Annotated in this window: 10 protein-coding genes; 1 reads left to right on the top strand and 9 read right to left on the bottom strand. The window is 30.8% G+C overall.

Annotated elements, in window-relative coordinates:
* Window positions 1-2: 2 nt before the first annotated feature.
* Window positions 3-3,257, bottom strand: a complete 3,255-nt coding sequence (locus ABJM36_RS12690; protein ID WP_348451868.1) for a TonB-dependent receptor — start codon at window positions 3,255-3,257, stop codon at window positions 3-5.
* 535 nt (window positions 3,258-3,792) lie between these two features.
* Here ABJM36_RS12690 and ABJM36_RS12685 point away from each other — a divergent pair.
* On the top strand, window positions 3,793-4,833 hold the full coding sequence (locus ABJM36_RS12685; protein ID WP_348451867.1) for a substrate-binding domain-containing protein: 1,041 nt from the start codon (window positions 3,793-3,795) through the stop codon (window positions 4,831-4,833).
* Here ABJM36_RS12685 and ABJM36_RS12680 read toward each other — a convergent pair.
* The 8 genes from ABJM36_RS12680 to ABJM36_RS12645 form a co-directional block, all read right to left on the bottom strand.
* Window positions 4,830-5,477: a sugar-binding protein gene (locus ABJM36_RS12680; protein WP_348451866.1), complete on the bottom strand. Its 648-nt coding sequence runs from the start codon at window positions 5,475-5,477 to the stop codon at window positions 4,830-4,832. The genes ABJM36_RS12685 and ABJM36_RS12680 overlap by 4 nt on opposite strands.
* Before the next feature lie 62 nt (window positions 5,478-5,539).
* Entirely contained in the window at window positions 5,540-6,925 is a 1,386-nt protein-coding gene (gene glmM / locus ABJM36_RS12675; protein ID WP_348451865.1) for a phosphoglucosamine mutase, read from the bottom strand.
* Between the two features lie 258 nt (window positions 6,926-7,183).
* A complete protein-coding gene (gene nagB, locus ABJM36_RS12670; RefSeq protein WP_348451864.1) occupies window positions 7,184-9,112 on the bottom strand; it encodes a glucosamine-6-phosphate deaminase in 1,929 nt (642 codons plus the stop codon).
* 13 nt (window positions 9,113-9,125) lie between these two features.
* Window positions 9,126-10,460 (bottom strand): sugar MFS transporter, encoded by a 1,335-nt coding sequence (locus ABJM36_RS12665; RefSeq protein WP_348451863.1) that lies wholly within the window; start codon window positions 10,458-10,460, stop codon window positions 9,126-9,128.
* A 15-nt stretch (window positions 10,461-10,475) separates the two neighbouring features.
* Window positions 10,476-11,543 carry an aminoglycoside phosphotransferase family protein gene (locus tag ABJM36_RS12660; RefSeq protein WP_348451862.1) on the bottom strand — a complete coding sequence of 356 codons (1,068 nt, stop codon included), beginning with the start codon at window positions 11,541-11,543 and terminating at the stop codon, window positions 10,476-10,478.
* Window position 11,544: 1 nt separating this feature from the next.
* A complete protein-coding gene (locus tag ABJM36_RS12655) occupies window positions 11,545-12,447 on the bottom strand; it encodes a sugar phosphate nucleotidyltransferase (RefSeq protein WP_348451861.1) in 903 nt (300 codons plus the stop codon).
* A gap of 594 nt (window positions 12,448-13,041) precedes the next feature.
* The gene (locus ABJM36_RS12650) at window positions 13,042-13,380 is read right to left on the bottom strand and encodes a DUF4870 domain-containing protein (RefSeq protein WP_348451860.1); all 339 of its coding nucleotides are present in this window, start codon (window positions 13,378-13,380) and stop codon (window positions 13,042-13,044) included.
* Window positions 13,381-13,483: 103 nt separating this feature from the next.
* Window positions 13,484-14,326 carry a universal stress protein gene (locus ABJM36_RS12645; RefSeq protein ID WP_348451859.1) on the bottom strand — a complete coding sequence of 281 codons (843 nt, stop codon included), beginning with the start codon at window positions 14,324-14,326 and terminating at the stop codon, window positions 13,484-13,486.
* Between the last annotated feature and the right edge of the window lie 126 nt (window positions 14,327-14,452).

Here is a 14,452-nt window from a genome sequence, read left to right as displayed (position 1 = left end):
TTTTAAAATTTTAAATCTAAGCCTATTGTGTATGTTTTAACACTTGGATATGCTGCTTGATACGAATCGGTTTCAGGATCAACACCTTTATACGGTGTAATTACAAATAAATTTTGTCCATCTAATCGTAGGGTTGCAGATTTTATTAATTTATTAATCCATTTTGATTCTAATTTATAAGCTAGTGATACATTTTGTAACCTTATAAACCATGCATCTTGATAAAAGAAATCACCAGGACCATATTGCGAATACCCATAATAAGATGAAGGTCTTGTATTAGAAGGGTTTTCTGGTGTCCATCTGTCAAATACATTACTTAATACATTTTGTCCATTTGTAGCAACAGCTTCAGCACTTAGTCCTAAGGCATAATCGGTTGGATCTACCATTTGCCTCCCAAACATTCCGTTAAAATGGATATTTAAGCTTAAATTCTTGTATTTAAATGAATTACTAAAACCAGCAATAAAATCCGGATCTGATGAACCTATTAACACAGTATCGGCAGCGTCAATAATTCCATCAGACTCTCCTGTTCTAATAAAAACGCCATCTTCATCAACAATTGGATTTCCAGAATTATCACGTTGAAATCCATTTACATCTTTAATTTTTATTTGACCGGGAACTAAATCAGGTTGAGCAGAAACTACATCTCCGACTTGCATTATACCATCAGAAATATATGAAAATTGAGCTCGAATAGGGTCGTCTACACTTTCATAAACAGATGGCTTCCAATCCTCAGAACGCTCTTTCCATCGATCCTTATATTTAGAAAAAACAAAAGTACTATTCCATTTAAAATTTTCATTTTCTATATTAATTGAATTTAAACTAAGTTCTATTCCCTTACTTTGGGTACTACCTACATTTGCCCAAACACTATTTATTTCGTTATAAGAATTTATATCTTTAAGCTGAAGTAAGTCCGAGATTTCTTTATTGTAAACTTCAATAGAACCCGATAATTTTCGATTAAGCAATTCAAAATCAAGACCTATATTTATTTCCTTGGTAGTTTCCCATTTTAAATTAGGATTTTCTAACCTAGAAGGAAAGACACCTACTAAAATAGATTCATCAGCATCCAAATATGCAGGTTGTGCGTAATATGCAGCAAATGCATTAGAACCTATATCTGCATTTCCTGTTTCACCATACCCCACTCTTAATTTTAATTGAGATACATTAGATGAATTTTCCATAAATGATTCTTGAGACAAATCCCAACCCAGAGCTAAAGATGGAAAAATGGCAAACTTATTATTTTCTGAAAAAACACTAGATCCATCTCTACGCAGTGTAGATGTTAAAATATACTTCTTATCATACACATAATTTAATCTACCAAAATACGAAACCAGGTTATCTTCATTTTTTGATGAAGCCAATACTTTAGTACCCGCACCCGCATTAATGTTGTTCCATAAAAAAGAATCGGTTAAGAAATCACTATTTCCTAATGACGAACTTTCAGACCTATATTTTTGTCTAGAATATCCCACTAAAAAATTAAAATTATGCTTATCAATTAGTTTAGAATAATTTAAGGTTAAATCAAAAAGTTGATCGTTTTTTTTCTCGTTTGCAATTGATGCTTTTCCGTTTTCCAAAGCTCCCCACAATGTGGTTCTTGGCAAATAAGTATTTCTACTTGTATCCCCTTGATCTAAACCTACTTGAGCTCTAGCTGTTAATCCAGGTAATGGCTTAAATTCGATGAAAAAATTTGTAAGCGTCCTATCAATAACTCCTTCGTCTGATATGGTAAGCAGAGAGTATGGATTAGGTTCCTGAGCATTTTGTGGGTTAATAGGGTAATTACCAAACTCATCTATCGCCCCAATATGCGGCCCGTACTTTAATGCAGAATAAATTAATCCTGAATTTTCATATAGTCCATCTCCTAATTGGGTATTGTCGTTTTTTATTCTACTCATGGTAAAATTCATACCAACATTAATAAAATCATTAATTTTTTGATCTAAATTAAACCTTAACGACGCCCTATTGAATGCAGAGTTTTGTAGAACACCTTTTTGTTCGTATAGATTTCCGGACAAGAAATACTTAGTAGTATTAGTCCCTCCTCTTAAGGACAAATTGTGCTGTTGCGTACTTCCGTCTCTAGTTACTAAGTCTACCCAGTTTGTACCTTGACCAGCATTATTAATTTCATCATCAGAATAAAACCTTGTAAAAGCAACGCCATTAACAGGGTTAGCAATTGCTTCTTCTAGAGTTCTATCACTATATGGATATATTTTATTGTTAAAAGCCCAATTTTCATAAGCCGCATCATTTCGTAATTCCATCCATTCAGGTAAACTTAAAACATCAAAACTATTATTATATGGTTGATAAGAGAATGATGAATTATAATCAACTTGAATTCTTCCAGCTTTACCTTTTTTAGTTGTTATTAAAATAACCCCATTTGCGGCTCTAGCACCATATATTGACGTAGCACTAGCATCCTTTAAAATAGAAATATTTTCTATATCATTAGGGTTAAACGAATTTAAAATACTTTGTGTACCTCCATCATATCTGTTTCCAGTTTCTGGTTGTTGGAAGTCTGAAATTGGAAATCCATCTACAACAATTAAAGGGTTATTTGAAGCATTAATAGATCCTGCTCCCCTAATTTGAATATCTAATCCACCACCAGGTTGTGCACTATTTTGTGTAATCTGTAAACCTGCTGCTTTACCTCTAAGCACATCACCTACTGAGGTTGAAGACGACAACACTAAGTCTTCTGTTTTCACAGTAGAAATAGCACCAACTATATCCTTTTTTTGTTGTGTTCCATATCCTACTACTACAACCTCATCAAGACTAGTATTATCTTCTATTAATTTTACATTAAAAATCAATTGGTCGTTTATTGCTATTTCTTGAGTTACAAAACCTAAAAATGAAAATACCAACGTTTTTGAGTTACTAGGAATATTTAATGTAAAATTTCCATCAAAATCTGTAGAAGAACCTATAGATGTCGATTTTACCTGGATTGATGCCCCAGGAAGAGGAACACCAGCTTCGTCTGTAACATTACCAGTAACGGTAATTTGTTGTTTAGCATTTTTTAAATATTTTATTGCACTTGAAGAAAAAGAGTTTGCATTAACTTGACTTATTGAAACTAATAGAAATAACATTAATAGTTTCATTTTTAAATCAAACTTAATATTACCCCTCAATACATTGGGTGTTGTTGTAAGTTTTTCCATATTTTTACTTGTCATTTTTTAATTAGAGATAAAATTAAGTCACTTATTTTACCAGAAAATGTTTAAACATTTTTCCGTATTTAAGTTTGCATACGCTACTGTCACTATTTGTTTCATAATCTATTGAGTTGTTTTAATTAATTTTCTAATTTTATTTTTCTTCTTCCCCTAAAAAGAGCTGTGTTTTTTAAGATATATTCTGTCTTCATTTTATATAATTATCTCATTTTGCTAATTTCTATTTGAATTAAATTTTCATCTTGTAGATTTATTTTTTTTCTAGAGTTAAAAAACAAGATTAAAAGACTAAGGAAAAGAACCAAATGTATAACAAGCAGAACCAAACTGAGTCAACACGCTGAAAACCAAAACACTACAAGCGTATTTAAAACAAAAACAAATGAATATTAAATTTATTTTAAGCTAATGTATCTATTTTTTTTATATAAAAAAAGGAATAAAACAAAAAATGTTCTCGAACACACTATTTTTTTGTGCTCGAGAACATAATTTAGTGTAATAATAAATAACTTTTAATTATTTTTGCTTTATGAAAATTTACACAATAAAGGACATTGCTAACTTAGCAGGGGTTTCTAAAGGAACAGTTGATAGAGTTTTACACAAAAGAGGTAAAGTATCTCAAAAATCTTTAGAAAAGGTCAATAAAATATTAAAAGAAATTGATTTTCAACCAAATCCTATTGCTAGAAATTTAAAAAATAATAAAGTTTATCAAATATGCGTAGTGCTACCTAATCCGGAAGAAGACATTTTTTGGGAACCTTGCATTGTTGGGATAAACGAAGCTATAGAGGAATTTAAAAAGTTTGGCATATCAATTCAAACTTACTTTTATAGTCCAAGTAGTACACAATCTTTTATAGATATTAATAATGATATATTACAAACAGCTCCAGATGCTGTTCTTTTATCTCCCATGTTTTATAAAGAAAGTTTAGAAGTTACCCAAAAGTACACTTCGGCTGGTGTTATAGTTAGTACTTTTAACAATCAAATAGATTCAAATCAAATTGGAAGCCATGTTGGACAAGACCTGTTTCAAAGCGGTAGAGTAGCTGCCAAATTAATGGACATGATAACAAACAAAAAGTCAAAAATACTAATTGTGCATATTGATGAGGCTGTAAACAATGCATTACATATGCAACAAAAAGAAAAAGGCTTTCGAAATTACTTTGAAGAATTACCTAGTAGCCAATATGATTTATTGACTTTTAATGTTTTTCAATCTGAAATAGATAAATCACTTCCTGATATTTTAAAGTCGCAATCAAATGTTTCTGGGATATTTGTAACCACTTCAAAATCTTATAAAGTAGTAGAAATCCTAAAGAAAATAGATTATAAAGATCTTAATATTATTGGTTACGATTTATTACCAAAAAATATTATGTACATGAAAAATAATATTATTAATTTTCTTATTAATCAAAATGCAAAAATGCAAACCTATATTAGTCTAACCTATTTAGTTGAACATTTCCTATTTAATAAAAAAATACCTTCTCAAAAACTTTTACCAATTGATATTGTAAATTCTGAAAACGTAGAATCTTACATTCACTAATAATCAACAAGATTTAATATTCCAAAAGATGAAGCAATATGAAAATTAGGTTCTTTTGATTGAGGATTTATCCAAGAAATCCATGTAGGCTCAAAACTTGCATTTTTAGATTTATTATATTTTGCAACATAAATACCTGCTTCTATTATATTATTGTTTAATAAATTAAATTTTTTTAATGAAGCTAAACTAATTGCTCCTTCTACTGTAAAATAATCTTTTTGAATATCTGACTTAATCTCAATATCTTTAGAAGGCCAATTCCAATTAAAATCAAATTTTCTTTTAGGATAGGCCATAAAATCCATAAGCCTAGGCGTCGGGTCTATTTCTAGACAATAATATGGATTCATATTTAGGTTTGACCTAAAAAAAAGTTCTACCCTATCTGAATTACCTATACTATCGATACTATCATCCTTAGTATTCAGATGTACATTTTCATCAAAAACTTTAAACAAAAAATACAAATTATTTGAATCCCAAAGTGATTTAAATTCTATTTTATTTGTTTTTTTATCATCCCAAGGTGAAATAAAATCCTTTAAAACATTAGCATATTCCCATCCTTTATCTATTCCTTTTCCCGTTAAGCTAACATGTTCATGTTTGTTATAGTTTACGTTGTATACTTTTGTTTTCACACTTGGATATTTCGTTATATTAATTAAAATAGCGCATTAACATCTTATAAATTACTATCAGGTTAAATTAAGGTCTTAACTTCTTCTATAATTTTTTCGGCCAATAAATTAGCATTATCTAACGAAAAGCTCTCTGTATAGATTCTAATAATAGGTTCAGTATTAGATTTTCTTAAATGAACCCATTCCTTTTCAAAATCAATTTTCACACCATCAACAGTATTTACACTCTCATTTTGATACTTAATTTCCATTTTTTTTAAAACTGCATCTATGTTAATATCAGGTGTTAATTCAATTTTTTGTTTACTCATAAAGTAATTGGGGTAATTGTTTTTTAATGCCTTACAAGATATGTTTTTATGAGCTAAATGAGATAAAAATAAAACAACCCCAACTAAAGAATCTCTTCCATAATGAGATCCAGGGTAAATAATTCCTCCATTACCTTCCCCCCCAATAATGGCGTTAGACTTCTTCATTTCATGAACAACATTAACCTCACCTACTGCACTTGATGAGTAAACCCCTCGATGTTTTAAGGTTATATCTTTTAAAGCTCTTGATGATGATAAATTTGAAACCGTATTACCTCCATTTAGTTTTCCTAAAACATAATCGGCACAGGCAACTAAAGTATATTCTTCTCCAAACATAGAACCATCTTCACAAACAATTGCGAGTCTGTCTACATCAGGGTCTACCACGAATCCTAAATCTGCTTTTTGATTAACTACAAGTTTCGATATTTCTGTTAAATGTTCTTTTAATGGTTCTGGATTATGAGGAAAATGTCCGTTTGGTTCGCAATAAAGTTCGATACATTCCACACCTAACTTATTTAACAGCAATGGTAATGCAATACCGCCTGTAGAGTTGACAGCATCTATAACCACTTTAAATTTTGCTTCTTGTATAGCATTAATATCTATAATATCTAATTTTAAAACCTCGTTTATATGTTTCTCTATATAACCTTCAATTTTATTATGAGTCCCTAAATCATCAACTTCTGCAAAAATAAAATCCTCATTTTCTGCAATATTTAAAATTTTTGTTCCCTCACTTGCATTTATAAACTCTCCTTTATTATTTAAAAGTTTTAAAGCATTCCACTGTTTTGGGTTATGGCTTGCTGTTATAATTATACCTCCATCGGCATTTTCTAAAACAACTGCTATTTCTACGGTTGGAGTTGTAGACAATCCCAAATCTTTTACATTAATACCAAGACCTATTAAAGTTTTGGCTACTAAATCACCAATCATGCTACCAGAAATCCTCGCATCTCTACCAATCACAACCGTTAATTTTGTTTTAGAGCTTTTTTCTTTTAGCCACATGCCATAAGCTGCAGCAAACTTAACAGCATCCAGAGGAGTTAAATTATTATTTACTTCACCACCAATAGTTCCTCGTATACCTGATATCGATTTAATAAGAGTCATTTAAATTTTTAATTTTTAATTACTAAAACTGAGTCATTTTTTATTACCATTTACTAAACCATCAATTCTGGGAAACACTTTTTAATTGTAATACTTGTTCTTAAGACATAAATTAACTTGTAATCCTGTTCGCCAACTTCGTTTAAATACTATAAAAAAATTACATGTAAACTCTTTTTGGGCTGAAATATGATGGTTTAGCTTTGGATAATTTTTATATTTAATTCGACTTTTTATAAATTCGATTTAATATTAAACTTAATAATGCCATCTTACAAAAGCTTCCATTGCAGCATAATGAGATAACCCCAATTGATCATATAAATTGGCTGTTTCTTTATTTCTATCTTCTGCACGTTGCCAAAACTCTCTGCTATCTGTTCCTTGAAAAACAACACCATCTTTTTGAGACTGGTGCTTAAAAATACCTTTTCGCTTTTCCAATACTTGATCTGGTCCCATTGGTACAGCCATTTCTATTTCATCTACTCCCCATTCTTGCCAAGCACCACGATATAACCAAACCCAACATTCTTTCATAAACTTCTTAGGCTTAAGCTCTTTTACAGCTTGAAAAACAGCATCTAAGCACACTTTATGTGTTCCGTGTGGATCGGCTAAATCGCCAGCTGCATAAATTTGATGTGGTTTTATTTTTTCTATTAAATCTGAAGTAATCTTTATATCGGCAATTCCTATCGGGTTCTTTTTTATAGTGCCTGTTTCATAGAAAGGCAATTCCATAAAGTGAATTTGTTGGTCTGGAATACCCACAAAATGACATGTTGCTCGTGCCTCTCCTTTTCTTATTAATCCTTTTATAAAACGAACCTCTGCTATATCAATTTCACTAGATTTTTTATTTTTAAGAAAAGTAGCAGCTTTTTTATAAATATTTAAAGGTTCTGAATTTTCTATTCCAAATTTGTCATTATAGTCACAAACAAAATTAGCAAAGCGTAATGCTTCATCATCGGCTACTGCAATATTTCCAGATGTTTGATACCCTACGTGAACCTCATGACCTTGCTCTTGCAGTCTTTTAATGGTTCCTCCCATACTAATAATATCATCATCTGGATGTGGGCTAAAGACGAGAACACGTTTTTTTGATGGCTCTGATCGCTCTGGTCGCTTGCTATCATCGGCATTTGGCTTACCTCCTGGCCAACCAGTAATTGTATTTTGTAATTTATTAAATATTTTAATATTAATATCATAAGCAGGTCCAGAATCCGCAAGTAAATCGCTCATACCATTTTCAATATAATCATCGTCTGTTAACATTAAAATTGGTTTCTTCAACGAAAGAGCTAAACTCAAAACCGCTTTTCGAACGAGTTTGTCTGTCCATTCAATCTTCTCAACCAACCAAGGCGTATTAATCCGTGTTAATTTAGATGCGGCTGCTTGATCTAATACAAAAGTTGCATTGTTATGCTCTTGTAAATAAGAAGCTGGTACCTGACTAGTTACTTGGCCTTCAACAGATGCTTTGATAATATTTGATTTACCTTCTCCCCAAGCCAAAAGAATAATTCTTTTAACTTCCATTATTTTTTTAACACCTAACGTTATAGCTGTTCTAGGGGTGTTTTCCAAACCTCCAAAATCGCCACTAGCTGCAACTCTGGTGATGTGATCTAAAGCTACTAGTCTGGTTTTAGAATTTTGTAACGAACCAGCTTCATTAAAACCTATATGGCCATTTCCTCCAATACCTAAAATTTGTAAATCCAAACCACCCAAGGCTTCTATTTTAGCTTCATAAGCATCACAATAGTTTCCTATTTCTACTTTCGATAATAATCCATCAGGAATATGATAATTTTCAGGTAATATATCGACATGATTAAATAATTGCTCTTTCATAAAACGCACATAGCTATTTACAGAATCTGGTTCCATAGGGTAATACTCATCCAAATTAAACGATATTACGTTTTTAAAACTTAAACCTTCTTCTTTATGTAAACGTACCAATTCGGCATAAAGACCTTTAGGAGAAGATCCTGTAGCTAAACCTAAAACACAAGGTTGTTTTTGAGACTGCTTAACCCGAATAAGGTCTGCTATTTCCTTTGCCACCGCTTTTGATGCTTCCGTTGAAATTTCAAATACTACTGTTCCTATATTTTCAAATCGCTTTTCGAAGCCTGTAGCTTTATCAATAATGCTTTTTAACATTGCTTTTAATTTTTTATTTATTTTTTGACCAATTTTTAATTTTATGCCCCCAAATAGCAAAGAAAAAAATAATACCATAACATGGAATTAGTATCCAATAACTGCTTGTTGCGGCTTTTGCCAAAGCATCTGTTAAGGGCATGCCTTCAGCAATTAATGCGAGCTTATTAGCATCAACGATTCTGCCATAAAGAGGTGGTATTATTGCTCCACCAGATACGGCCATAATAAGTAATGCGGATGCTGTTTTTGTAAACCTCCCTAAACCATCGAGAGTTAAAGGCCAAATTGCAGGCCACACCAGGGCGTTCGATATACCTAAAGCTGCTACAAACAAAATAGAAGTAAACCCTGTTGTGTTTAATATACAAATACTAAAAACTATTCCCAAAATGGCACTTCCTAAAAGAGCTTTTTTTTGCTTGAGATATTTTGGTATTAAAAACACCCCAAGAGCGTAAGTAAACACCATTGCTAATAAAGTATAGGTTGTAAAAAACTTAGCTTCTTCACCTGTAAATCCTAAGGAAATCCCATAAGAAATTATAGTATCCCCAGCAATTACCTCGGCGCCAACATATACAAAAAGAGCCAAAACACCTAGCCATAAATTTGGAAATTGAAAAATATTTGTTTTAACATTTTTTCCTGTTTCCCCTTCTTCTTCTTCCTGTGCTGCTTCAACATGTGGCAATGGCGCTTTTCTTATTATCCCTCCTAATATAAATAACACAACAGCCATTATTATATAAGGCATAAAAACACTAGCTGCCATTGTATCAAGTAGTTCTCCTTTTTCTTCTAAAGTTGCCGTTCCCAACTTTTCTTTAACATCATCGATGCCTGATAGTAGTACGGCCCCAAAAATTAACGACCCTAATGCTCCTGCTATTTTATTTGCTATACCCATTATAGCAATACGTTTTGCCCCACTTTCTATAGGGCCTAAAATAGTAATGTATGGATTTGAAGCCGTTTGAAGAAGAGTCATTCCAATACCTTGAATAAAAATACCAGAAAGAAATACCCAATATGTTCTTGCTACTGCCGCAGGAATAAATACTAAAGCCCCTATAGCCATAATTATTAAACCTAGAGACATTCCTTTTCTGTAGCCTATTTTAGAAAGAATATACGATGCCGGTAATGCCATAACAACAAATGAAATGTATGATGCAGAAGCCACCAAGTAAGATTGCGCATCTGTTAATTCATTAATGGTTTTCATAAATGGAATTAATGCTCCATTAATCCAGGTAACAAAGCCAAAAATAAAAAAGAGTCCTGCGATGATTAAAATGGGAACTAACCTTTTATTATTAACCCGTTCTTGCTGTAATTTTGACATACGAATGATATAGAATTATATTATTTCTTGTTGAATTTCTTTAATTTTTTCCGAAAAACTCTCTATGAGTTTCAATTGATTTTTAGCCCTAACTAAATTGTGATCTTCGTATTTTATTTTATAATAAATATCGTTATTTAGATAATCTGTTAAAAACCTCAAAGCCATAATATAGGTCATAGTTTTAGCTCCTAATGGTAAATATTTAATTTCCAAATCAGTTAATGAGCTTTGTATTTCTTCTAGAAAACCTCGAGTATAAGCTTTATAAAAATCAAAATTAAAATTCACCAAATCAAGATTTGCTTCATCTTCTGCGGCAGAGTTACAAATGGTTCTAATGGCGTCGCCAAAATCATAATGTACAATACCAGGCATTACTGTATCTGTGTCTATTACACAAAGGCCTTTATTATCTTTAGTAAATAAAGCATTAGATATTTTGGTGTCGTTGTGTGTAACTCGCAATTTTATATCTCCAGATTCTTTTAAATTTTGAAGAATATGCATTTCCTCCTTTAATTCCGTAACCATATTTATGGTCTCTGTGGCCTTAAAAAGACGCTCTTTAGCAGCCGATTGTAATGCCGATTGGAATTGAGAATACCTAAACGACATATTATGAAACTTAGGAATAACTTCTGTTAATTGAGATGTATCAAAATCACTGGTTAAATTTAAAAACTCACCAAAAAGCTTTCCGCCTTCATATGCTATTTCAATATCGTTAACAGTTTCATAGGTTACACTGTTATCTATATAGTACATTAAACTCCAATAATTACCCTTGATATCTTTATAATAAGAATTATCATCATTAGACTTTACAAAATCTAACACTTGTTTTTTACTTTCTTTTAATTTACTTTTTATGTGTTGGCTAATGGCTACTTTATTATTAATTAAACCCGCAACATCTTTAAAGACACTATGATTAATACGCTGTAATACAAAGTAAGGCCTTGTTTTAGTAATAATTAAATAAGTATCATTTATATGCCCCGAGGATAATTCTTTATAGGATTCATAAACATTTAGATGCTGAAATTGATCGAATATTTCTTTTAAATTTTCTACTTCCATTCTACCATAATTTTTTAGGGTAAACACCTTGTTCCTTTAAATTTACTATTGCTTTTTCAACAATTTCTTTGTCTTCTTTATAGGTTACTCCAAACCATTTGGCTTTAGATTTTAATACTTCTACACAAGCCTTATTAGATTTTAAAATTTCATTAACTATTGAAGGTAAATAAAATTCAGATTTTAAATTTTCCTTATTGGCTTCTAAAAATGCCTTAAATAACTCTCCACCAAATTCAAAACATTTTGGTGTAAACCCCCAGAAATTCATAGATACAACTGTATCCTTATTTATAGGAAGCATTTCTCCTTTTTCCCCCTTTCGATATAACTTATCGGCAATTTTCTCAATATGGGTACGTTCAGTAACATTTAATAAGTAACCTTTGTCCGTTACTTGGCATTCGCCTCTAGAAACAAATCCATAATTAGACACTGTGTTTTCTAATAAATACGCTATCATGCTAAATTTATATGAATTTTTATCCATCGCTTTCAAGGATTCAGCCATAGTTTCAAAGGCTTCTGCTCCATAAAAATCGTCTGCGTTTATAATAGCAAAATTCTCTTTAATTACTTCTTTAGCCATTAAAAGAGCATGACCAGTCCCCCATGGTTTTGTTCGGTCAGGGTTAATATATTTTTCAGGTACGCTATCTAATTCTTGAAAAACATAAACTACTTCGGCCCTACCCTTTAATTTTTTATTAAAAATTTCTTTAAACTCTTTTTCAAAACTCTTTCTAATGATAAAGACAAACTTTCCAAAACCTGCCTTTAAGGCATCATGTAATGAAAAATCTATAATAGTGTCTCCTTCAGGTGTAAAGGAATCAATCTGTTTTAATCCTCCATATCGGCTTCCCATTCCCGCCGCTAATATTACTAATGTTGGTTTATCCATTTTAATTACTTATTTAATTTGCTTTATTTTTCATAAAAAACTTAAAACGCTTACATACAGAAAAGTACACAGAAAAAACCCTTGTTAAATATGTAATACGCTACAAATGTAGAGAATGTAAATAGATAAAAAAAGGAAAAACAACAAAAATGTGCTCGTGCACATAAAATAATGTGTTCGAAAACACTAAATTTAGATTCTAGAAAAATTTAATTGATTAAATTAGTGTTACCTTAATTAATTACAAATTCTTCGTCTTTAAATAAAGTTAAGCAGTTAAAACACTATTTTAAAAAATGAATAATATAAAAAAATCTTTATCAGCTCCTTTTTATGGTATCCTTATAACCATAATGTAATAAATAACTAAACTGCTGAAATTGAAACATAGTTATAAAACTAAGCAATGACACTAAACCTTCAGTCCTTTGCAAGTACTCCTAAAGGAGAAGCATAAACAAGACCTATTACTTTTAACCATATCCACAAAACAATTAATAGAATCACTATTAATCTTCCGTTATAATAACTAAAAAATGCCCACTAAAAAGTGAGCGTTTCAATTACCTCGTTTAAATTCACTAACTAATAAAATTAAGAGATAAAAGTAAATGTAAATGGGTATGTTGCTACTTCACCTTTACTTGCTTTTACGGCATTTACAATAGGAAATATTATTGATATAAGTCCTAAAACAGCAAAGCCTAAAAGGCCTAAACCGAATAATAAAATTAACGGTACGCATATAATACACCAAACTATTAAACTTAATTGAAAGTTTAGTATGTTTTTGCCATGAGTATCCATTTGATACACTTTATCTTTTTGAGTAAGCCATAGTACCAATGGTAATAGTAAACTACCAAAACCGGTTACTAAGGTTATTAATTGACTTAAATGTGTGATGACTAAAAGTTGATTATCTTTTTTCATGATTATTGATTATTGATTGATACTTATATGACGAAGAAAACCATAATTTGTTACAGCATGAATACCTAAAACTGAAAAACAACCTTTATTTATAAAGCTATTTTTAGTCCTTATGTTGCAGTACTAAAAGAGGAATGTCAATTTTAAACGCAAGCCTTTCCACCGTATGAGTCGTAAATAAACGTTGTAAAAAGGAGTGTTTTTTATTGATTATTGCTAAAACGTCTATATTATTTTTTTTAATACAGTCACTTACCTCGTTAAACAGATTACTACTTGTGGTATTTATGTAATCATGTTTTAAATTGCTAAAATTACTATTAAAAAAAACTGAATTATCTTGGGTGCTATCCAATACATTTTTTTCATCGGATACATGAAGCACATTTAACACTGCATTGTGGTAGTTAACAAATTGAGTTAAAATATCTAATTCTCCAGTTTTAAACTTTTTTGAATTTGTGGTTATAAAAGCCAAACGATCTATGGGCTTAAAGGTATAACCATTTGGAATAGCTAGGACAGGAACTGCACAACGTTGCATAACCCGTACCGTATTACTTCCAAAAAGAACTTTTTCTAGTCCCGAAGCGCCTTTGGTACCCATAATTATTAAATCGATATTTTGTTTCTCGCTTACTTGGTTTATAGAATCTATGAAATTATCATAATCCACAACAGAATGAAACTGATGCTTTTTGTTATCGTTTGTTTTTTTAATAGTTGTTAAAATATTAGAAATTGATTTTTTTGCGGCATCAATCAGGGTTTTATAAATGGTTGTCGATGAATTTACCGCCATCATATTATCTGTAATAAAAGAAGATGCTTTCTGTATGTTTAAAATATAGAATTGACATTCCTGATTTTCAAACAACTTTAAAGCGTATTGAATGGCATTTATAGAGTTTTTGGAGAAATCTGTTGGTAACAAAATATGTTTCATGGCGCATGAATTTGAATTTAAAATTACCGCTTTTAACCCTAAAAAACTATGATAAAAATCAGTAAACGAATACCTCAAAAAAATAATAAATTAGCATAATAATTATAAGGATTGTATTTTCGGCAC

Source organism: Algibacter sp., from assembly GCF_039977455.1.
Classification (GTDB): Bacteria; Bacteroidota; Bacteroidia; order Flavobacteriales; family Flavobacteriaceae; genus Algibacter_B.
This window is presented reverse-complemented; position numbering and strand designations above follow the sequence as displayed.

Bases quoted from the DNA above. Each gene is read 5' to 3' on its own strand.
- ABJM36_RS12690 (WP_348451868.1), bottom strand. From the start codon at position 3,257: ATGACAAGTAAAAATATGGAAAAACTTACAACAACACCCAATGTATTG.
- ABJM36_RS12685 (WP_348451867.1), top strand. From the start codon at position 3,793: ATGAAAATTTACACAATAAAGGACATTGCTAACTTAGCAGGGGTTTCT.
- glmM (WP_348451865.1), bottom strand. From the start codon at position 6,925: ATGACTCTTATTAAATCGATATCAGGTATACGAGGAACTATTGGTGGT.
- nagB (WP_348451864.1), bottom strand. From the start codon at position 9,112: ATGTTAAAAAGCATTATTGATAAAGCTACAGGCTTCGAAAAGCGATTT.
- ABJM36_RS12665 (WP_348451863.1), bottom strand. From the start codon at position 10,460: ATGTCAAAATTACAGCAAGAACGGGTTAATAATAAAAGGTTAGTTCCC.
- ABJM36_RS12660 (WP_348451862.1), bottom strand. From the start codon at position 11,543: ATGGAAGTAGAAAATTTAAAAGAAATATTCGATCAATTTCAGCATCTA.
- ABJM36_RS12655 (WP_348451861.1), bottom strand. From the start codon at position 12,447: ATGGATAAACCAACATTAGTAATATTAGCGGCGGGAATGGGAAGCCGA.
- ABJM36_RS12650 (WP_348451860.1), bottom strand. From the start codon at position 13,380: ATGAAAAAAGATAATCAACTTTTAGTCATCACACATTTAAGTCAATTA.
- ABJM36_RS12645 (WP_348451859.1), bottom strand. From the start codon at position 14,326: ATGAAACATATTTTGTTACCAACAGATTTCTCCAAAAACTCTATAAAT.